This window comes from Pseudoflavonifractor sp. 524-17 (assembly GCF_009935845.1).
GTDB lineage: Bacteria > Bacillota > Clostridia > Oscillospirales > Oscillospiraceae > Pseudoflavonifractor_A.
In genome coordinates, this window is record NZ_QWEK01000012.1 from 97495 (window position 1) to 116250 (window position 18756).

The 18756-nt window shown below is 59.5% G+C and carries 25 protein-coding genes and 1 pseudogene; all 26 read left to right on the forward strand.

The genetic code is table 11. The features are described from left to right. The first annotated feature begins 8 nt into the window (after positions 1–8). The 26 genes and pseudogenes from D1159_RS04515 (at position 9) to D1159_RS04635 (ending at position 18741) form a co-directional block, all read left to right on the forward strand. The gene (locus D1159_RS04515; RefSeq protein WP_161844501.1) at positions 9–590 is read left to right on the forward strand and encodes a hypothetical protein; all 582 of its coding nucleotides are present in this window, start codon (positions 9–11) and stop codon (positions 588–590) included. After that, entirely contained in the window at positions 591–959 is a 369-nt protein-coding gene (locus D1159_RS19505) for a hypothetical protein (protein ID WP_243152106.1), read from the forward strand. Then, positions 937–1884, forward strand: coding sequence for a site-specific DNA-methyltransferase (locus D1159_RS04520; RefSeq protein ID WP_347563630.1), 948 nt, complete (start codon positions 937–939; stop codon positions 1882–1884). Before D1159_RS19505 ends, D1159_RS04520 begins: the two co-directional genes overlap by 23 nt. Further along, on the forward strand, positions 1881–2144 hold the full coding sequence (locus D1159_RS04525) for a hypothetical protein (protein ID WP_160583954.1): 264 nt from the start codon (positions 1881–1883) through the stop codon (positions 2142–2144). The genes D1159_RS04520 and D1159_RS04525 overlap by 4 nt, the downstream gene beginning before the upstream one ends. Further along, positions 2107–2394 (forward strand): hypothetical protein, encoded by a 288-nt coding sequence (locus tag D1159_RS04530; protein ID WP_161844503.1) that lies wholly within the window; start codon positions 2107–2109, stop codon positions 2392–2394. Before D1159_RS04525 ends, D1159_RS04530 begins: the two co-directional genes overlap by 38 nt. 101 nt (positions 2395–2495) lie before the next feature. Beyond that, positions 2496–2798, forward strand: a complete 303-nt coding sequence (locus D1159_RS04535; RefSeq protein ID WP_161844504.1) for a DUF4406 domain-containing protein — start codon at positions 2496–2498, stop codon at positions 2796–2798. After that, a pseudogene (locus D1159_RS19510) lies at positions 2726–4045 on the forward strand (DNA cytosine methyltransferase); the annotation flags it as partial. The gene D1159_RS04535 and the pseudogene D1159_RS19510, both read left to right, overlap by 73 nt. A gap of 360 nt (positions 4046–4405) precedes the next feature. Beyond that, the gene (locus D1159_RS04545) at positions 4406–4834 is read left to right on the forward strand and encodes an XF1762 family protein (RefSeq protein WP_161844580.1); all 429 of its coding nucleotides are present in this window, start codon (positions 4406–4408) and stop codon (positions 4832–4834) included. Beyond that, positions 4831–5640 (forward strand): phosphoadenosine phosphosulfate reductase, encoded by an 810-nt coding sequence (locus tag D1159_RS04550; RefSeq protein ID WP_202620925.1) that lies wholly within the window; start codon positions 4831–4833, stop codon positions 5638–5640. Before D1159_RS04545 ends, D1159_RS04550 begins: the two co-directional genes overlap by 4 nt. Then, a complete protein-coding gene (locus tag D1159_RS04555; RefSeq protein ID WP_161844505.1) occupies positions 5637–6572 on the forward strand; it encodes a radical SAM protein in 936 nt (311 codons plus the stop codon). Before D1159_RS04550 ends, D1159_RS04555 begins: the two co-directional genes overlap by 4 nt. A 15-nt stretch (positions 6573–6587) precedes the next feature. Beyond that, entirely contained in the window at positions 6588–6968 is a 381-nt protein-coding gene (locus D1159_RS04560; RefSeq protein ID WP_161844506.1) for a hypothetical protein, read from the forward strand. 45 nt (positions 6969–7013) lie between these two features. Next, the gene (locus tag D1159_RS04565; RefSeq protein WP_161844507.1) at positions 7014–7769 is read left to right on the forward strand and encodes a hypothetical protein; all 756 of its coding nucleotides are present in this window, start codon (positions 7014–7016) and stop codon (positions 7767–7769) included. A gap of 88 nt (positions 7770–7857) precedes the next feature. Then, a complete protein-coding gene (locus tag D1159_RS04570) occupies positions 7858–8601 on the forward strand; it encodes a DUF5131 family protein (protein ID WP_161844508.1) in 744 nt (247 codons plus the stop codon). Positions 8602–8619: 18 nt separating this feature from the next. Next, positions 8620–9003, forward strand: a complete 384-nt coding sequence (locus D1159_RS04575; RefSeq protein ID WP_160583944.1) for a hypothetical protein — start codon at positions 8620–8622, stop codon at positions 9001–9003. A gap of 3 nt (positions 9004–9006) precedes the next feature. Beyond that, positions 9007–9504 (forward strand): DUF1064 domain-containing protein, encoded by a 498-nt coding sequence (locus D1159_RS04580; protein ID WP_347563631.1) that lies wholly within the window; start codon positions 9007–9009, stop codon positions 9502–9504. A 2-nt stretch (positions 9505–9506) separates the two neighbouring features. Then, positions 9507–10028, forward strand: a complete 522-nt coding sequence (locus D1159_RS04585) for a hypothetical protein (RefSeq protein ID WP_161844509.1) — start codon at positions 9507–9509, stop codon at positions 10026–10028. Positions 10029–10503: 475 nt separating this feature from the next. After that, the gene (locus D1159_RS04590; RefSeq protein ID WP_161844510.1) at positions 10504–11115 is read left to right on the forward strand and encodes a hypothetical protein; all 612 of its coding nucleotides are present in this window, start codon (positions 10504–10506) and stop codon (positions 11113–11115) included. Beyond that, positions 11112–12956: a phage terminase large subunit family protein gene (locus tag D1159_RS04595; protein WP_161844511.1), complete on the forward strand. Its 1845-nt coding sequence runs from the start codon at positions 11112–11114 to the stop codon at positions 12954–12956. Before D1159_RS04590 ends, D1159_RS04595 begins: the two co-directional genes overlap by 4 nt. A gap of 12 nt (positions 12957–12968) precedes the next feature. Further along, positions 12969–13196 carry a peptidylprolyl isomerase gene (locus D1159_RS04600; protein WP_160583938.1) on the forward strand — a complete coding sequence of 76 codons (228 nt, stop codon included), beginning with the start codon at positions 12969–12971 and terminating at the stop codon, positions 13194–13196. A 5-nt stretch (positions 13197–13201) separates the two neighbouring features. After that, on the forward strand, positions 13202–14776 hold the full coding sequence (locus D1159_RS04605) for a phage portal protein (RefSeq protein ID WP_161844512.1): 1575 nt from the start codon (positions 13202–13204) through the stop codon (positions 14774–14776). Next, positions 14706–15269 carry an HK97 family phage prohead protease gene (locus D1159_RS04610; protein WP_160583934.1) on the forward strand — a complete coding sequence of 188 codons (564 nt, stop codon included), beginning with the start codon at positions 14706–14708 and terminating at the stop codon, positions 15267–15269. The genes D1159_RS04605 and D1159_RS04610 overlap by 71 nt, the downstream gene beginning before the upstream one ends. Next, positions 15266–16834, forward strand: a complete 1569-nt coding sequence (locus D1159_RS04615) for a hypothetical protein (protein WP_160583932.1) — start codon at positions 15266–15268, stop codon at positions 16832–16834. The genes D1159_RS04610 and D1159_RS04615 overlap by 4 nt, the downstream gene beginning before the upstream one ends. Before the next feature lie 13 nt (positions 16835–16847). Beyond that, positions 16848–17174 carry a DUF2190 family protein gene (locus D1159_RS04620; RefSeq protein ID WP_160583930.1) on the forward strand — a complete coding sequence of 109 codons (327 nt, stop codon included), beginning with the start codon at positions 16848–16850 and terminating at the stop codon, positions 17172–17174. A 15-nt stretch (positions 17175–17189) separates the two neighbouring features. Continuing rightward, positions 17190–17810, forward strand: coding sequence for a hypothetical protein (locus tag D1159_RS04625; protein ID WP_161844513.1), 621 nt, complete (start codon positions 17190–17192; stop codon positions 17808–17810). After that, positions 17810–18145, forward strand: coding sequence for a hypothetical protein (locus D1159_RS04630; RefSeq protein ID WP_160583927.1), 336 nt, complete (start codon positions 17810–17812; stop codon positions 18143–18145). The genes D1159_RS04625 and D1159_RS04630 overlap by 1 nt, the downstream gene beginning before the upstream one ends. Continuing rightward, positions 18142–18741, forward strand: a complete 600-nt coding sequence (locus D1159_RS04635) for a hypothetical protein (RefSeq protein WP_161844514.1) — start codon at positions 18142–18144, stop codon at positions 18739–18741. The genes D1159_RS04630 and D1159_RS04635 overlap by 4 nt, the downstream gene beginning before the upstream one ends. The last annotated feature ends 15 nt before the right edge of the window (positions 18742–18756 follow it).

An 18756-nucleotide genomic window follows, 5' to 3' on the forward strand; every position in this document is an offset into this window, starting at 1 on the left:
ATGAAAAAATGTTGATCAATGAGGCCGGGGTGGTCCGGGCCATCAAGCGGGCCTATAAGGGCGGCGGGTACACCGTCAACAGCCAAGGCGGGGTAATGGCCATCTATACGCAGTCCTGGTATATCCAGGCCCGCCGGGAGGTCATGCCGCGCAAGGTCCTGGCCACCATCGTGGAACACGCCGGGATGATACCGGGCGACAAGGAACCCACCAACATTATGAAAGACCTAAACCCGCAGCTGGTCATACCGGAAACCGCCGCCGAGGAAATGAACAACTGGCGGATCGGTGAGCGCGGCGACGACGTGGACCTGGTGCCGGTGATCATGCAGGGGTTTCAGATTTTCCAGGCGGAGAGTTTGGCCTGCTGGGGGATCCCGCTGTCCTACCTGGGCATGGTGGAGCGGGACGCGGCGGAGCATGACGGTGCCATTGTAGTGGACAACTGCCGTCTGCTGTGGGACGACGGAACCGAGGCCATAGCGGTGGAGGCCGTGCGGAAAGCAAAATCCGGGTGGGGCAAAGCCTGGGAGCGGGCCGTGTGGGAGGCCCTGGAGGGTGTGGACCTCCACAAAGAGGAGGACGCCTAAATGGATCGTGTTGAATGTAAACACGCCCATGGTGTGGGGTGTGAGGATCCATCAAAGTGCGGGACCTGTGGCTGGAACCCGGCGGAGGCGCGGCGGAGGCTGGAGGCGCAAAAGGCCGCGCTGATCCAGGAAATGAAACCGCGCATTACATACTTTGACCAGATCACCGCCTCCAGGGAGGCCCTGGCGGAGTTCCTGGCCTCCATTCCCGCATTGGAAACCCCATGGGATGAAGTTTTCCAGCAGAAATTTTGTACCAGGTGCCGGGCGTCCGGGTGCGACAGGTGCCCACACCAGGCGGAGCGGAACAGCCCGGCGTGGTTTCTGGCCCAGGAGGTGGCGGACAGTGGAAACGATCCTTTGCGGTGACGCCCTGGAGCAACTGCGGACACTGGAGGCGGAAAGCGTCCACACCTGCGTGACCTCCCCGCCCTATTACAATCTGCGGGACTACGGGGCAGCCGGGCGGATCGGCATGGAGGAAACGCCGGAGGAGTACATAACCAAGCTGGTGGGCGTGTTCCGGGAGGTCCGGCGGGTTTTGCGCCAGGACGGGACGCTGTGGGTGAACATCGGGGACAGCTACGCCACCAGGTCCGGGCCGCAGCCACCGGCAAACACCAGGAACGCACACGGGCACACCAGGAAAGAGCCGCCGGGCGGCTACAAGTGCAAGGACCTGATGGGGATCCCGTGGCTTTTGGCCTTTGCCCTGCGGGCTGATGGGTGGTATTTGCGGCAGGATATTATATGGAGCAAAACCAACTGTATGCCGGAAAGCGTCCGGGACCGTTGCACAAAGGCCCACGAATATATTTTCCTGCTGTCAAAATCGGCCCATTACTATTTTGACGCGGCGGCAATCCGGGAGCCGTGCGGGGTCAAGGGGAACGCCAGGACATTCCGAGGCGGTGGAGCCTATACGGGCGGGCGGTCATTCCAGAACAGCGCCCGCGTGGAGCGGGAGAGCCACGGGAACAGCGCAAACAACACCGGGGGCAGGAACAAGCGGAGCGTATGGAGCATAGCAACAGGGCAATTTAAGGCCGCCCACTATGCCACATTCCCGGAGCGCCTGGTGGAACCGTGCATATTGGCCGGGTGCCCGGAGGGCGGGACGGTCCTGGACCCGTTTGCCGGGAGCGGAACCACCGGAGTGGTGGCCAAGCGTCTGCGGCGCCATTTCGTGGGTGTGGAGATCAACCCGGAATATTGGCAAATGGCCACGGACCGGATCGCGGCCACAATGCAGGAATTTCAACAGCTGGAGATCACAGAAAGGGCAACAAAATGAGCGATAAATTGAGAACCGCCCTAAAGGGAGGCGGGCGGATCATTATTTCGGTTGACAGGTGGGCAAATGGTGACTTTCGCCTGTGTGTCACCGAGGACTGGGCAAGGCTGACCAGCATAGAGCGGGCCACCGTTTCGGCGGAGGCCATAAACGCGGCGGAGGACCCGGACGGGCTGATCGGCGCGGAGATCACCAAATTGGTGGAGGAGGCCCATATCAGCTATGAGGCCAGAGAGAAAGGCGGAACAAGTGGAAATTAGCGTGAAAATGGACGCGGCGGAGTTCCAGGAGTTCATGGAGTACCGGGAGGCAAAGGGAAAGTATGAGGAGGCCCTGGAGCGCGTAAGACGTGCGCCGTCCATGATCGCCGCGTCGCTGGCCAATGCGGTGGAGCCGGCGGCGGGAAAGCCGGGGAAATGGAAGATCGTGGACCAGGAACACATGGACGACGCCATGAGCATGGCGGACGAATACCTGGAGAAAAAGAAAACCACCCGCGCCCGGTGCTGACAACACGGCGCAGGTGGTGAGGTGAACGGCGCAAACCGTCCGACTGCCTACATTATACCACACGCCGGGCGGTTTGCAAGCCGGAAAAAGGAGTGCAGCCTGTGAAAATCCACATAGCCGGAAAGATCACCGGCGATAAAAAATACAGGGCCAAGTTTCGGGAGGCGGCCAAAGCCCTGGAGGCACTGGGCCATGTAGTCCTGAACCCGGCCATTTTACCGGCGGGCCTGGGGGAACGGGACTATATGCGGATCACGCTGGCCATGCTGGAGGCGGCGGACCTGGCCGTGTTCCTGCCGGACTACCGGGAGAGCGCGGGCGCCATGATTGAATGGGCGTGGTGCAAGCGGACCGGGAAAGACTGCGCCCTGTATCTGGACATGAAAGGGGGCGGTGCGGGGTGAAACTGCTGATCGGCGGGTCCCCCTGTACCCACTGGAGCATAGCGCAAACAAAAAACCGGGAAACCGAGCCGGAGGGGCTGGGGTGGGAACTGTTCAAAAACTACCTGATCGCCCTGGAGAAATTCAAGCCGGACTTTTTCCTGTATGAGAACAACAAAAGCATGGCACCGGCCATCCGGGCGCAGATCACGCGGGAGTTAGGCGTGGAGCCGATCCTGATCAATTCCGCCCTGGTGAGTGCGCAAAACCGCCAGCGCCTATATTGGACCAATATCCCCGGCGTGGAGCAGCCGGAGGACCTGGGGATCCTGTTACGGGACATTCTGGAAAGCGGCCTGCCGCTGAAAGAAAAAGGGTACACGCTGAAAGCCAACTATGCCAACGCCGGGGCAGTCAATGGCGTGTGCGGCCAGCATTTCCCCGCGCCTATGGCGGCGGAGCCGGTGAATATGACGGCAGACGGAAAAGCCCGTTGTCTGCGGGCTACTTATTACAAGGACGGGATCCGAAACCTGGTGGGAAATACTGTGGACTGTAAAACCTGCGTGGCGGAGCCGGTGAGGATAGGGACCATAGAGAGCGACGCCAAAAATGCGGACTTTGACAGTCAGCAATACCGGGTATATTCGCCGGACGGTAAAAGCGTGACCATGTGCGGAAAGGGCGGTGGCGTGGGGGCAAAGACTGGGCTTTATGCCACGCCGGTGCGGGTGGGCGATATGCCAAACGCAGAGGGGGAAATAAAAGGCGGACAGGCCCATAGGGTATATGACGCAGACGGGAAAGCCGTGACGTTGACAGCCAGGCCAAACGGCGGCGGTGTGGACGGCCCGCTGTATGCGGTGCGGACACCTATTGAATACAACCCGCTCCAGTCCTGTGACGTAGTGGTGACAGATCAAAATATCCGGTGTACCTACAAAGACGGATCGGGAACGGCCCAGGGCTACACGGTATATTTTGACGACGTGAAAGGGCCGTCTGTAATTGCGGGACACGCCCATAAAATGAAGATCATAGAACCGGAGACCGGGAAAGAATGGCCGGTCTATGAAGTCCGGGACGGCCAGATCACAATAAAAGAAAAACAATACCCCATAAAACTGGCGGACGGGTTTTATATTATCCGAAAACTGACCGTGACAGAGTGCAAGCGTCTCCAGACGGTGCCGGAGGACTACATATTCCCCGTGTCTGATACCCAGGCTTATAAAATGCTGGGCAACGGCTGGACGGTGGACGTGATCGCCCACATTCTCCACTATGCGCCGGGGATCACAACCGAGCCGCTGGAAGTGCTGTCCATGTATGACGGTATGAGCTGCGGGCACCTGGCGCTGGATAAGCTGGGGGCGCATATCGCCCACTACTATGCCGCCGAGATCGACAAGTACGCCGTACAGACCACACAGCACAATTTCCCGGACACCATCCAGCTGGGGGACGCTTTTCAAGTGCGGGATGATGGGTGGAGCCTGCCGGGGCTGACTGTGGAGGAAAGCGTGGCCACACCGGCGGCGGAGGCCATGGAAAAACCGGGACAGGCGGAGCCGGAGGAACCGCAAGCGGCGGAGAAACGCAAGGCCGCGCCGCTGGAAATCGTCCCCATGACGCTGCGGGAGGCCAACGCCTATGTGGAACAGAACCACCGGCACCATGGCCCGGTGGCGGGCCATAAGTATTCCATAGGACTATCAGACGGGGAGAAAATCGTGGGCGTGGCCATCGTGGGCCGCCCAGTGTCCAGGCACCTGGATGATGGGTGGACCCTGGAGGTAAACCGCCTTTGTACCGACGGGACAAAAAACGCCTGTTCCATGCTTTACGCGGCGGCATGGAGAGCGGCCAGGGCTATGGGATATAAACGCCTTGTAACCTACATACTGGAGAGCGAAAACGGGGCAAGCCTGCGGGCAGCCGGGTGGAAATGTGTGGGACAAGCTGGCGGCCTGCGCTGGACTGGAGAGCGCCGCCCGGAGGTGGACCTGTACCCCGCACAAATGAAGATCCGTTTTGAGCAGGTGGTGAAAGTATGAGCAGATATACAATCGCCAGCGTTTCGTGCGGGAAGGACAGCATAGTGATCCCCTATGAGTGCATACGGCGAAACCTGCGGCTGGATGAAGTGATCATGTATGACACCGGCATGGAGTTCCAAGCCATATATAACGAATGGGCGGCATTGGTCAAATTACTGGACAAAAACGGGATCAAACACACCGTATTGCACCCGGAATATAGTTTCTGCTGGCAAATGTTTGAACGCCCCGTGAACGTGGGGAAAGAAAACGAACACCTGGGATATAGCTGGTGCGGCGGGACGTGCCGCTGGGGTACGGCTGACAAGCGGACAATTTTGGGAAAATATGCGGAGGATCGGGACGCCATAGTGTTGGTGGGGATCGCCGCAGACGAACCAGAACGGCAGGAAAAGGAGTTCAAGCCATACAAGCGTTTTCCGCTGATTGAGTGGAAAATGACAGAGGCGGATTGCCTGGCCTATTCATATCAGCAGGGGCATGAATGGCGGGAGCATGGAGCCAACACGCCAAGCGGAACGGTCCGCTTGTATGAAATATTGGATCGTGTTTCCTGCTGGTGCTGTACCAACAAAAACCTGGGAGAATTGCGGAACATATACCGTTATCTGCCGGAATACTGGGATCGCCTGAAAGAATTACAGCGGAAAACTTGCCGCCCCATGAAGGGGGACGGGAAAAGCGTCTTTGACCTGGAAACCCGTTTCAAGCTGGAGGACGCCAGGGTGGCGGCGGGATTGAGCATAAGAAACAAGGACTTTTTCAGGGAACTGTCCACTGTGTTGGGGGTGGCGCAGCTGTGAAAATTGGTCTGATCGACGTGGACGGCCACAACTACCCAAACCTGGCGCTTATGAAAATATCCGCATGGCATAAGGCCAGAGGTGACACGGTGGAATGGTGGTGGTCCGATTTATTCCACTATGACGTGGTGTATATGTCCAAGGTTTTCAGCGATACATACACGCCGGACCACCCGGAACCGCTGAACGCTGGCCAGGTGATCAAGGGCGGCACGGGGTACGCCATCACCCTGGAGGGTGACCGGGAAGTTTACCACCCGGAGCGGGACAAGCCCCTGCCACTGGAAATAGAGCATATATACCCGGACTATTCCCTGTACCCGGAATTGACAGAAAAAACGGCCTACGGCTTTTTAACACGGGGCTGTCCCCGTGGGTGCCATTTCTGTCATGTGGGCGGGAAAGAGGGCCGCGCCTCCATAAAAGTGGCCGATCTTTCAGAGTTCTGGAGAGGTCAAAGAAATATAACCATAATGGATCCCAATATTCTGGCCTGCCCGGAGCGGTGGGACCTGCTGGAGCAGTTGGCGGCCTCCAGGGCCTATGTGGATTTTAACCAGGGGCTGGACATTCGCCTGGCGGACAAAGACGTGGCGGACCTGCTGGGGAAAATGCGGATCGAGCGGCTACATTTTGCCTGGGACAACCCGGCGGAGGACCTACGGCCACAATTTGAAAGGTTTTCCCACTGGTACAGGCGGAAAGACCCGACCAAAAAGGGCGTGTATGTTCTAACCAATTTCAACAGCACACTGGAGGAGGACCTGGCCCGCGTCTATGCCCTGCGTGACCTGGGATATTCCCCCTATGTAATGATCTACAACAAGGACCGAGCGCCCCAGGAAGTCCGATACCTGCAAAGGTGGTGCAACAATCGGCTGATCTTCAAAGCGCAGCCGGATTTTAGCAAGTACGATCCAAAACGAGGATAAAAGGAGGCCAAAAGCGTGGGAATAATCAGCATAGGCGTGGGCACCTGTACCCTGGGCCGCCGGCAGGTGGACCGGGACGGAAACGTGGCCAGTGAAACCCCGGCCCGTTGGGAGGCTGACCCAGCGGGTGGCAGCGTGGCCATTGTGTCGCTGAACCCGGAAACCATGGAGCAGGACGGCCCGGTGGAGGTTTTCGGGGACTGGCAGGCGGGCCAATATCTGGCCAGGGTGGTGGAACTGATCCACCCAAACCGCCAGATCAACGTCCCGGACCTGGAGGCCATGATCCGGCGGGCGGCCATGGACGGGCTGGACCTGTGCGACTATTGCGAGGACTGCTATATGTGCCGGGATTGCATTGTAAAAGAATGGAAAGAGGACCCCGGCGGCGAATAGTGCCGCCGGGGCAGACCCTACCACGACGGAAAAGGCGGGGCGGATATGCAAAGAGTAAAAACACGGCTTTTTTCGGGGGCCGTGTGTGAGCAAATCGTTTTCAACGTCCCGGACCGTGTGCGGGACATAAGAAAGGCGGAGCCACGGCCCCGGTTTAAGACCGAGGAGGAGCGGGCACAGCACCGGATCGGAATTTCCCGCCGGAACCACGCCCGCCTGTTCAACGCTAATTTTGGCCCTACCTCCCTATATAGCACTCTAACATTTAATAATGAATATGAGGTCCACACATTCCAAGAGGCCCGCCGCCTGCGGGACAACTTCACCCGCCGCCTAATGTACCATTTCCCAAACGCCAAGATCCTGATCTATATGGGACGCGGCAAGGGAACCCACCGGATCCATTTCCACATGGTTTCCGAGGGCATACCGGAGGACATGATCACAAAGTTGTGGGGCATGGGTGAGATCGTGCGGATCGAAAACCTGAAAGCCAACAATTATTATAATGGTATAGACCACGGCCAGGACTACACCGGCCTGGCGAATTATCTTTTTGACCACTGGACACCGGAACAGGGCGGGCACCGCTGGAAAAAGGCCGGAAAGCTGGACAAGCCGGATCGGGAGCCGTCCACCGAGGTCAAGCGCAACTATACAGAGAACAAACCGCCCCGCCCGCCAAAGGGCTACATATTGGTGGAGAGCAAAGCCACAAAATACGGATACCTATATTATAAGTATGTACGGCAGCCGGAGCCGCCCAAAAAGGCACGGCGGAAAAAGGCGGGATCGGGCTGAATGTAAGTTCAGCTTTTTATGGCCTTGTAAATGTGTAAAGTTTGGGGACGAACCAGACGCCCCCGGAAAACAGAAAGGAGATCGCACAATGAACAAGACGAAAATAGACTGGGCCACCATGTCATGGAACCCGCTGACCGGGTGCCGCCATGGGTGCCCCTACTGCTACGCCAGGCGGACCGCCCACCGTTTCGACAAGGGGCTGGAGGATCCCGCCCCGCTGCCTGGTGGCCTCCATGTTCTGGAGAAGAAGATCAAAGCCACCCCCTACCCCTACGGTTTCGAGCCTACCCTGCACCGCTACCGCCTGAACCAGCCGGAGCGCGTGGAGGAGCCGCAGACCGTTTTTGTGTGTTCCATGGCGGACCTTTTCGGGAAGTGGGTGCCAACGTCCTGGATCGCCCAAGTGATCGACGCCTGCCTGCGGGCGCCGCAGCACCGTTACCTGTTCCTGACAAAGAACCCGGCCCGCTACCTGGAACTGGACCACCTGGCCCTCCTCCCCCATGGGGAAAATTTCTGGTACGGGTCCACGGTGGCCAACAGGGACGCGGCGGCCATGTACCCCATGCCCTGGGCGAACATCAACACGTTTTGGAGCATGGAGCCGCTGCTGGAGCCGGTGGCCATGGGGGAGGCGGAGGGCCTGCCCCAGTGGGTGATCCTGGGGGCTGAAACAGGCAGCCGCCGGGACAAGGTGATCCCCCGCCGGGAGTGGGTGGACCAGATCGCGGCATTTTGCGCGGAGAATGAGATCCCCGTGTTCTACAAGGGCAACCTGCGGGAGTATTTCCCGGACCTCCCCGCCTCCATGTTCCCGTGGGAGGTGTGAGCCGTGCGGGCGGTGCTTATGAGCATGAAACCGGAGTGGTGGGAGAAAATCTTGTCCGGGGAAAAGACGCTGGAGATCCGCAAGTCCGCCCCGCAAAGCAAGGACGGGCGGGCGTTCCGCTGGCCGTTGACCGTCCTGGTGTATGTGAGCGGGACCGGAGCGGTGCAAGGGAAATTTACCTGCTGGGGGTGGGTCAGAACCAACCTGCTGGAAATGCTGGTGGAGCGGTCCGGCGTTTCCATGGAGGCCCTGCGGGCCTACGCAAAAGGCGGGAGCCTTTACGGGTGGGTGATCCAGTCCCCGGAGAAATTCAACACCCCCAGCCCGCTGGCGGAGTTTGGGCTGAACCACCCGCCCATGTCGTGGCAGTATGTGGAGATCCCGAACGCGGCGGAGGTGTAGCTGGTGGCCATTGACGTGAAAGACCTGCCGCCAAAATATCAGGCCCAGGCGCTCCAGAAATACATGGCCCAGCAAAAGCGGCGGGGGCCTCCTCCATCCCCTGCCGCCGACGGGCCGCCAAAGGCCAGCAAATACCACAACAGCCCAACCGAGCGGATCACGCCGTCCGGGGCCGTCCTCCATTTCGACAGCCAAAAGGAAGCCCGGCGCTATGACCACCTGGCCGCGCTGGAGCGGGCGGGGCAGATCCGGGACCTGCGCCTGCAAGTGGATTTTACGCTGCAAGAGGCATACACAGACACCGAGGGCCGCCGGGTACGGGCCATCCGATACAGGGCGGATTTTACATACCAGGCCCCAGCAGCGTACTGGACGGGAAAGGGGCCAATGTGGGATCTGGTGGTGGAGGACGTGAAAAGCCGTCCCACGCGGACCAAGGAATATTTGCTAAAGCGAAAGCTGCTAAAGGACAAGCTGGGAATTGACATAACCGAGGTGTAACCATGGGCAGAAAGACAACGGGGGCCAAACTGGAGCGGGAGGCGGTGAAATGCTACCTGCAGCAATATCACGCGGCCAAACAGAAAAAGCGGATTTTGGAGGAGCGCCGCCGCACACTATCCGCAGAACTGCGGGGGCCATCCACCGCCCCGGCGTTCCGGGCCACACCATCCGCCAAGCTGGTACACCCGGACGGGGCGGGCGCCCTTGTCTTTCAGATCGCGGACGTGGAGGAACGGATCGAGGCCCAGCAGGCGGAAATAGCCAGGGCCGTCCAGAATGTTATGGACTTAATCGACCTGCTGCCCATGGGGTCCATGGAGCGGACTGTGGTGGAAATGCGGCATATAGACAGCCGGAAGTGGGAGCGGATCGCCAGTGAGGTACACATGAGCCGGTCCCGCGTGATTGATTACTACAACGCCGCCCTGGACGACCTGGCCGCCAATGAGAAAAGCGGGGAGGTCATAGGCGTGGCTGGAGCGCAGGGAAAGCCAACCGCAAAAAAGAATGGCAAGGAGTAAAAGTTCGGACGTTATCGGACGTTTTGGTGTGCTATATTGATAGCATGAAAAGCCGCAAGGAATACAGGGGCCGCCAGGGGACAGAAACCTGGTGGCCCCGCCGCTTTTCACTCCATGGGTGCGGAGGGTGTGCGGCGGGGGCTTTATCCTTTCACCCCGCCGCCCTCCAGGGACGCGCCGGGAGGCCGGGACGCAGGCCAACGGGCCCGCGAGATCGACGGCCACCCCCCGGCGCGGGTCCTCCCTGGGCCTAAAACCAATGCGGGGCAAGGAGAGCCCGGTATTTTTGCCCATGAAACAAAAAATTTTTGGGCCTGTTACGTTACGCAAAGCAAAAACACCCGGAAAATTTATCCCCCCCTTTAGGGGGGATAACCGAGCGGGCCGGAGCGGGTCAAAATGCGAAACGGACGCAGACGGGAAAAACGAAACCGGCGGACCTCCACCGCCGGAGCGGGAAAGGGGGCCGCCTGACGTGGCGGAGCAAAAGAAAACAGCCGCGAAAAAGACGGCACCCAAAAAGCCGAAAGCGGAAAAGCCGGAGGTCCTGACCGGGACCGTGCCAGAATGGGCAAGCACAACGGTGATCGCCCAACTGCTGGGCTTTAAGGGCGCCCGCAGGGTCCAACAGCTGACCCAGGACGGGGTGCTGGAAACGGAGATACCACCAGGCGGCGGGGTGCGGAAATATCGGACTTGCGCCACCGTTCAGCGGTATATTGCCCACATTGAGCAAAAGGCCCAGGAAACCGGAGAGAAAAGCCGCACAGCAGAACTGGCCCTGAAAAAGCTGGAGGCAGAGGTGAAACTGAAAGAGAGCCAGGGCCAGCTTGCCAGCATAAAGGCGGACATAGCCGAGGGGCGATACATCGAAACGGCGGCGGCCACCGAGCAGCTGGCGGAGTTTATGGACACGTTCAAAAATTTTGCCATGAACATACCCAGCAGGGTGGCGGGCACCGTGGCCAGCTATACGGACGCCGCCACCGCCCGCGCTATCGAGCGGGCCACCCGTAAGGAATTGGAGGATATGCTGGCCTTATTCGTGGACGCTGCCGTGGTAGAGCCGGAGGAGGCAAAACGGTGAAAAAATTCCGTGTAAAACGCTATGAGGTGCCAGGCTGGATCATAACAGCCGTTGAAATCCTGCGCCCACGGAAACGCCTGTCAGTTTCCAAGTGGGCAGAAAAGCACCGCATACTGCCGGACGGGAACGCCATACCGGGGCCGTGGCGAAACAGCGTGACCCCGTACCTGGTGGAGATCATGGACACATTCGACGACGACGTGGTGGAAAAAATCGTTTTCGTGAAGCCCACCCAGGTGGGCGGAACGTCCGCCATGGAGAATATGCTGGGCAGCCTGATTGACCAGGCACCGGGGCCAACCATGATTGTGTACCCGTCGGACGACCTGGCGGAGCGGACTGTGGACGCCAAACTGGATCCCATGATCAAGGCTTGCAAGGTGCTGGCGGAGAAATACCGGGAGCATATCAGCAAAAAATTACAGCTGAAATTTAGCACCATGACCGTCTACCTGAACGGCGCCAACAGCCCGGCGGACCTTGCAAGTACAAATATACGCTATTTGTTCCTGGATGAAGTGGACAAATACCCAGGGGCAAGCAAGAAAGAGGCGGATCCCGTTTCCCTGGCCATAGAGCGGACAAAGACCTACACCACAAACCGGAAAATTTTTATAACCTCCACACCGACGCTGAAAACGGGCCATATTTGGAAAGCAAAGGAGGAGGCAGACGCGGAAAAGCACTATTTCGTCCCATGCCCCCATTGTGGCCAGTATATCGAATTGAAATTTGCACAAATCAAGTGGCCCAGCAAGGACGACGTGCCGGACAACGCGGAGCGGGCGGAAATGGCCAGCTATGTGTGCCAGGCGTGTGGGTGCGTGATCACCGACCAGGACAAGGGCAAAATGCTGGAGGCTGGCCGGTGGGAGTATGTGCGAAAGAGCGCGGCGCAGCCCAAAAGCGTGGCCTTTTGGATCTCCACCCTGTACTCCCCTTTTACCAGATTTTCAAATATTGCCAAGGAGTTCATGCGGAGCAAAGACGACCCGGAACTGCTGCAAAACTTCACTAATTCGTGGCTGGCGGAACCGTGGGAGGACACCAAACTGAAAACCAACGCGGATCTGGTCATGGAGCGCCAGACCGACGTGCCCGCCTGGGAACTGCCAGAGTGGACCAAACTGCTGACCGCTGGGATCGACGTGCAGGAAAATTGTCTGTACTGGACGATCCGGGCCTGGGGCGATTTTATGACCAGCCAAAACGTGGCCCACGGCCAGGCCCTTTCTATGGTGGAGGTGGAGCGGGTTATGAATACCGCTTTTTCCCTGCCGTCTGGCGAAAAAATGATGGTGGAATTGGCCTTGATGGACAGCGGCGACCAGACCGACGCGGTTTATGAGTTCTGCCTGATCAATGCGGAATGGGTGCGGCCCTGCAAGGGCGTCCCCACTATGCAGGGACATTACAGAATTTCCACCGTGGACAAGGCGGGGAGCCGCGCCAACGGTATGCAGCTGGTTCTGGTGGACGGCGGAAAATACAAGGACATGATCGCCGCCAGAATGAGGCGGCCAAACGGGTGCGGATCCTGGATGGTACATAAAGACTGCGACCTGGAATATGCAGAACAGGTCACGGCGGAGCATAAGATCACGGAACGGTCCAAGGGCAAGGTGGTCCAGCGGTGGGAACTGAAAACGTCCCACGCGGCCAACCATTACCTGGACTGTGAAGTGTACGCGGCGGCAGCGGCGGACGTGCTGGAGGTCCGATCCCTGTTTCTCCAGAACCAGGAGGGTGCGGAGAAACCGCAGGAAAAGGTGGACCAGCCGCCCCGGCAGGAACCCGCGCCGGAGGAAAACTGGATCCGCAAACATGAAGAATGGATTTAACCGGAGGCAACCATGGACGAAACGAAAATGACGGCGGCGGAAATGCTGGCCCAAGTCAATACCGCCATCACCACCGTGCTATGTGGCGGCCAGTCCTACAAGATCGGCAGCCGGTCCCTGACCCGTGCGGACCTGGCCATGTTGAAGTCCATGCGGGACGACCTGGAGGCACAGCTGGCCAATGAGGAAAGCGGCAGCCTACTGGGCCGGACTTATGTGGCATTTTTTGACGGGAGGTGATCGGCATGGGCTGGCTTGATAATGTGATCGCCACCGTGTCCCCGCGCCGGGCCTACGAGCGGGAAATGTGGCGGCAAGGGCTGGATGAACTGCGAGGCTATGACGCCGCAGGGCATGGCCGGATAAATTCCGGGTGGCGGGCCGTGAATGAAAGTGCAGAAATTACGGACCGTTACAGCCGGGACGTGGTGCGGGCACGGGCGCGGGACCTGGAGCGAAACAGCGATATAGCCCAGTCTGTTATTTACGCCTACAAGCGCAACGTGGTGGGCAAGGGCTACACCCTGCGGGCCATGACTGGCAGCGACGAACTGGACAAGCGGATCGAAAAGGCGTGGAAACGCTGGTGCAAAACCCGCAACTGCGACGTGACCGGGGAACAGTCTTTCAATGAAATTCTGCGAATGATGGTGGAGCGGAAAAAGGTGGACGGCGGCATGATCGTCCTGTACCGCTACACACCCGGCGGTGTGGTCCCGTTCAAACTTCAATGCCTGGAAGTGGACGAACTGGACAAGACCCAGGCAACGCCACGCCACAAGGGCAACAGGGTGGTGGGCGGTATTGAGTATAACCAATACCGCCGCCCGGTGGGCTACTGGATCCGCCAATATGACATAGAGGGCTGGCAGTTGGCGGAGCCTGCATACATCGAGGCCAAAGACGTGTTTTTCTACAAGAGTAAACACCGGCCCAGCCAACTGCGGGAAATGTCCGATATGTCCCCCACCATAACCAGAGTGCGGGACACAAACGAATTTATCAACGCTGTAAGCGTAAGGGAGCGGATCGCGGCCTGTCTGGCGGTGCTGATCAAAAAGACGTTGCCAACCGGCGGGACCGGGCGGAGCAGCTGGAGCAACAAGGGCGGCCAAGTGGACTATGCGGGAAAGCGCCTTTCCCCCGGCATGATGATGGAAATGGGGCCGGGCGACGACGCACAGATCATTGACCCCAAAGGGGCGGCAACCGACGCCACCGCGTTCCTGAAAACACAGCAGGGATTGATCGGCGCAGGCCAGGGCCTTTCTTATGAGGCGGTAAGCCGCGACATGAGCGGGGCCACCTATTCGTCCGCCAGGCAAAACGCGCTGGAGGATGAAAACACATACACGGAGGAGATCGAACTTTTAACCACGTTCATGTCCGAGGTGTATGAAAACTTTGTTATTTCCGGGGTTTTGTCCGGCCTGTTTCAAATGCCGGGTTTTTGGGACCGTAAAGAGGAGTTCCTGGATCATACATGGGTCAAGACGCCGAAAAAGTGGATCGACCCGGCAAAAGAGGCAAACGCGGACAAAATCGCCCTGCAAAGTGGTCAAAAGACTTTCCAGGACCTCCAGGCGGAAAAGGGCAAAGACTGGAAAGACGCCGTGGACGAACTGGCGGAGGTCCTGGAGTACGGCAGGAAAAAAGGGATCGATATGGGAGGTGTGATTTTTGGAACTGGAGCGACAGCGGCCCGGCAGGGCGGACCCGGAGCGGGACAAAAACCGGGGGACCCGGAGCATGGGGGAGATCCTGGCCAGGGAGGCAAACAGCCCGCCGGAGGCGGAGAACAGCCGCAGACGGACAATTAGCTTTTCCAGCGAGGAGCCATACCGGCGCTATTTTGGCATGGAGATTCTGGACCATGCCGGGGGCGCGGTGGACCTGTCCCGCCTGAACACGGTGGGCGTGGTCCTGTTCAACCACGACCCGGACAAAGTGGTGGGCAAGGTGATCCGGGCATGGGTGGAGAACAACCGGGGCATGGCAGAAATCGAGTTCGACAGCGACGACGACGCGGAAAAGATTTTCGGCAAGGTCAAGACCGGGACCCTGAAAACCACGTCCGTGCGCTACGCTGTGGACGCCTGGGAGGAGGTCAAGGCCGGGGCCGTGTCTGCGGACGGGCGTTTCACTGGCCCCTGCATGATCGCCCGGAAATGGACGCCGCTGGAGGTTTCTGTGGCGTCTGTGCCGGCGGACGCCACCGTGGGCGTGGGGCGGTCCAATGCTGACCCGCCGGACCTGTCCATGTATGAACGGCAAATTCAGATCAACAAGAACAAAATGGAGGTAAGAGCATGAAAAACAAAGCAAAGTGGATCAAGCGGCAGCAGGAGATCGTGGACGCCGCCCGCGCCGCCGGGCAGGGCCTGACGGCGGAGGAGCAGGCGGAGTTTGACGCGCTCCAGCGCCAGATCGACGCGGAGCCGGACGACAACGGCGGCGGCGGTGAGCCTGCCGGCGGCCAGCGCAGCGTGGGCGGACAGGACCCCGTGAACACCCCCACCCCTCCCCCTGCCGGGACGCCCAGCGCCACCGGAGAGGAGAACGCCCAGCGGGCCGTGGCGGAGGAGCGCCAGCGGATCGGTGACATTCTGGCCCTGTGCCGCCAGACCGGAATGGACCCGGCGGAGTATATCCGCAGCGGGGCCACCATGGACGCCGTGCGGGCCGCCGCTGTGGACCACATGATCCAGCATGGCGCCCCGGTGGTAGTGGGTGCCAGGGACAGCGGAATGGACAATTTCCGGGACGCGGCCAGAGACGCCATGCTGATCCAGGCGGGCGTGGAACTGGACAAGCCCGCCCAGGGCGCGGAGGATATGCGGGGTATGTCCATGCGGGATATGCTGATCGAGTGCATGGCCCGCAGCGGTGAGGGAACCGTAACGGAACTTTTGCGCCGGTCCCGTGCTGACCTGTGGGACACGGCGGTAAAGCAGTTCTTTAGTTCCACGGCGGACTTCCCCGCCATCATGGACAACGCCATCAAAAAGGCCATTGTCCAGCAGTATGACCTTGTGCCGGCCACCTTTGAGGAATGGACCAGCAAGGGGACCCTGCCGGACTTCAAGGCCAGCAAGGATCATGAGTATGTCATGGGCGGCGGCGACTTCCAGAAAGTGACCGAGGGCGGGGAGATCAAGGCCAGCACCCTGGAAACGGACCTGCTGCCCACCCGCAAGCTGGACACCTACGCCACCCAGTTCAGTATGACCCGCGAGGCGTTCATCAATGACGACATTGGTTTCCTGGCCAATATGCCGAAACAGTACACCCGTAAGGCCAAGCAGAAGATCAACCGCCAGGTATATGAGCGGATCTATAAGAACCCCGCAATTTTCGACGGCGCCCCACTGTTCGACGAGGCCCACAAGAACCTGATCGCCACGGGCAGCGCCCCCAGTATTGCGGTGCTGATGAAAATGATTGAAATGATGGGACTGCAGACGGACCAGTTTGGCGAAAGCATTATGGTGGAGCCTGCCACCATCATTGTGCCTGTGGGCTACGGCATGAAAGTGGAGCAGATCCTGGGCACGGCGCAGATCGACGTGGAGGGGATCGGCAGCCACACCGTAAACGTGCTGAATACCAAGTACAGGAACAAGATTAAAGTGGTACAGGAGGCCGTCCTGAATATCCTGTCCGCTGGTGCCGCCTGCCCCTGGTTTATGGCGGCAGATCCCAGGCTGGTGAAGTCCGTACAGGTGGACTATCTGAACGGAACCACCGCCCCCAGTTTCCGGCGGTCCGAAAAGGCCGGCTATTTGGGCTATCTGTGGGACATTTGGCTGGACTGGGGGATCAATGACGCGGATTTCCGGGGGATCCTGCGTAACAACGGTGTGCCCATGGGGCAGTAAGGAGGAACAGAACATGAAAGCGACCTATTACCAGAGAGGCGAAACCCTGGACTATTTCCCCACCGAGAACGTGGAAAACGGCGCGGTGGTGAGCCTGGGCACCAGGATCGGGGTAGCCGCCGCGCCTATCAGCGCCGGAGAACAGGGAGCCGTCCATGTTGTGGGCGTGTTCGCCATGGCCAAGGACAACACCGAGGAGATCAAGCAGGGGGCCGCCGTCTACTATGACGCGGCGGCGGAGGCCATCACCACCACGGCGGACGGGAACACCCCCGCCGGCTATGCGGCGGCGGACGCCGTCACCACCGCCACCAGTGTGCTGGTCAAGCTGCTGGGCTGATCGGAGGGCTGGAGCATGAAAAAACTGATTGCCCAGCGCCCGATCCAGTACATGGGCCGGACCTATGAACGCGGGGAGGCCATCCCCGCCCAGGATCCCAAAATGGTGGCGGCCTGGCTGAAAGCCAACAGCGCGGCGTGGACGGGCACGGACGTGGAGGACGCGGCCCGCGCCGCCATCCGGGAGGCCGCCCGGCGCTCCAGGGTGAACGACCAGGCGGCGGAGGCCATCCGGGCCATGGGCGTGACCATCGAGGACACCGCCGGGGAGTTTGTGGGCGCCTCCAGCATGGAGGAACAGATCCGCGCCCTGTTCGCCCCTGGGGGCCTCCAGAACGGCGGCGGCACCGGGGAGGGGCAGGACCACGGCGACGGTGGAAACGCCGCCCAGGGTGGCCAGAACGCGCCGGGAGAGGGTGAAAACGGCCAGGGCGGCGGAGCGCCCGCCATGCTGACCGGCCACCTGGACGCGGCAAAGCTGGAGCGCATGAAAAAGGAGGACCTGCTGGACCTGGCGGCAAAGCTGGGCGTGGACGTTTCGGCGGCCAAGAACCAGCGAGAGCGGGCGCAGCTGATCGCGGCGGCGGAGGTACAGGCCCACGCCACTGACCCCGAAAACGGCGGGGGTGCCCTGTAATGGGCGCCCCCAGCTTTAAGGAGTGTATCGCGGCGGACGTGCCCAATGTCTTTTTGAACCGTTTGGAGTTTGCGGACACCCACACCGTCAACGGCAAAAAAATGGCGGTGCTGGTGGATGAAAACGAACTGCTGGAGCGGGACAAAGGGAAATTGGGCGTACAACAGACCGGCCTTTATAAATCCCGCCGCTTGATCTATGTGGCCCGGTCCGACTTTGGGCCGCGCCCGGCTATTGGGGCAGTTCTGACACTGGACCGCCAGCAATACAGGATCGTGGACTGCAAAGAGGAGGCCGGGATTTTTTCCATTGAATTGGGGGTGCCAAAATCGTGAGCGAACATCAAAATATTTTGCAGATCGACACAGACGCAGAACTGCAAAAAATTATTCGCCAGCTGGACAGCATACCAGATCAATTAAAAGCCCCCAGTGTGTTGGCGTCCGCACTGAACGCAACGGCCAATGAAATGAAGCGGACAATGGAAAAGAAAGCCCGGAAACGATACGCCATCACAGACGACAGGATCCTGAAAGAAAAAAAGCGGGGCGGTATGTTCCTGGAGCGGGCCACGGGGGGCACACTGGAGGCCGGCCTGTTATCCAAAGGGACTATGGTGGACGTTATGGCCTATATGACGCGCAGGAACACGAAAACAACGGCGGCCATGCTGAAAGTCCTGAACGAAAGCCAGTTGACGGCGCTGGAGGTTGATGGGCGAAAAGCGTTTGAAACCACGTTCAAAAGCGGACACACCGCTATTGTGCAACGTCGAGGCAAGGAACGCCTACCGGTAAAAAAACTGCTGGCCCCGGCGGTCCCGTTCCTCTATGGGAAAAGCTATGAGGAGGCGGAAATGGACTATTACGCCATCCTGCAAAAGCATATTCAGAGACAAGTGGAGCGGACACTGGAACGCAGGGCGGCATAAAAAAGCGGCCCCGGA

Bases quoted from the DNA above. Each gene is read 5' to 3' on its own strand.
- D1159_RS04565 (WP_161844507.1), top strand. From the start codon at position 7,014: ATGCAAAGAGTAAAAACACGGCTTTTTTCGGGGGCCGTGTGTGAGCAA.
- D1159_RS04600 (WP_160583938.1), top strand. From the start codon at position 12,969: ATGGACGAAACGAAAATGACGGCGGCGGAAATGCTGGCCCAAGTCAAT.
- D1159_RS04570 (WP_161844508.1), top strand. From the start codon at position 7,858: ATGAACAAGACGAAAATAGACTGGGCCACCATGTCATGGAACCCGCTG.
- D1159_RS04550 (WP_202620925.1), top strand. From the start codon at position 4,831: ATGAGCAGATATACAATCGCCAGCGTTTCGTGCGGGAAGGACAGCATA.
- D1159_RS04620 (WP_160583930.1), top strand. From the start codon at position 16,848: ATGAAAGCGACCTATTACCAGAGAGGCGAAACCCTGGACTATTTCCCC.
- D1159_RS04615 (WP_160583932.1), top strand. From the start codon at position 15,266: ATGAAAAACAAAGCAAAGTGGATCAAGCGGCAGCAGGAGATCGTGGAC.
- D1159_RS04630 (WP_160583927.1), top strand. From the start codon at position 17,810: ATGGGCGCCCCCAGCTTTAAGGAGTGTATCGCGGCGGACGTGCCCAAT.
- D1159_RS04515 (WP_161844501.1), top strand. From the start codon at position 9: ATGTTGATCAATGAGGCCGGGGTGGTCCGGGCCATCAAGCGGGCCTAT.
- D1159_RS04585 (WP_161844509.1), top strand. From the start codon at position 9,507: ATGGGCAGAAAGACAACGGGGGCCAAACTGGAGCGGGAGGCGGTGAAA.
- D1159_RS04575 (WP_160583944.1), top strand. From the start codon at position 8,620: ATGAGCATGAAACCGGAGTGGTGGGAGAAAATCTTGTCCGGGGAAAAG.
- D1159_RS04625 (WP_161844513.1), top strand. From the start codon at position 17,190: ATGAAAAAACTGATTGCCCAGCGCCCGATCCAGTACATGGGCCGGACC.
- D1159_RS04545 (WP_161844580.1), top strand. From the start codon at position 4,406: ATGACGCTGCGGGAGGCCAACGCCTATGTGGAACAGAACCACCGGCAC.
- D1159_RS19505 (WP_243152106.1), top strand. From the start codon at position 591: ATGGATCGTGTTGAATGTAAACACGCCCATGGTGTGGGGTGTGAGGAT.
- D1159_RS04525 (WP_160583954.1), top strand. From the start codon at position 1,881: ATGAGCGATAAATTGAGAACCGCCCTAAAGGGAGGCGGGCGGATCATT.
- D1159_RS04530 (WP_161844503.1), top strand. From the start codon at position 2,107: ATGAGGCCAGAGAGAAAGGCGGAACAAGTGGAAATTAGCGTGAAAATG.
- D1159_RS04605 (WP_161844512.1), top strand. From the start codon at position 13,202: ATGGGCTGGCTTGATAATGTGATCGCCACCGTGTCCCCGCGCCGGGCC.
- D1159_RS04610 (WP_160583934.1), top strand. From the start codon at position 14,706: ATGGGGGAGATCCTGGCCAGGGAGGCAAACAGCCCGCCGGAGGCGGAG.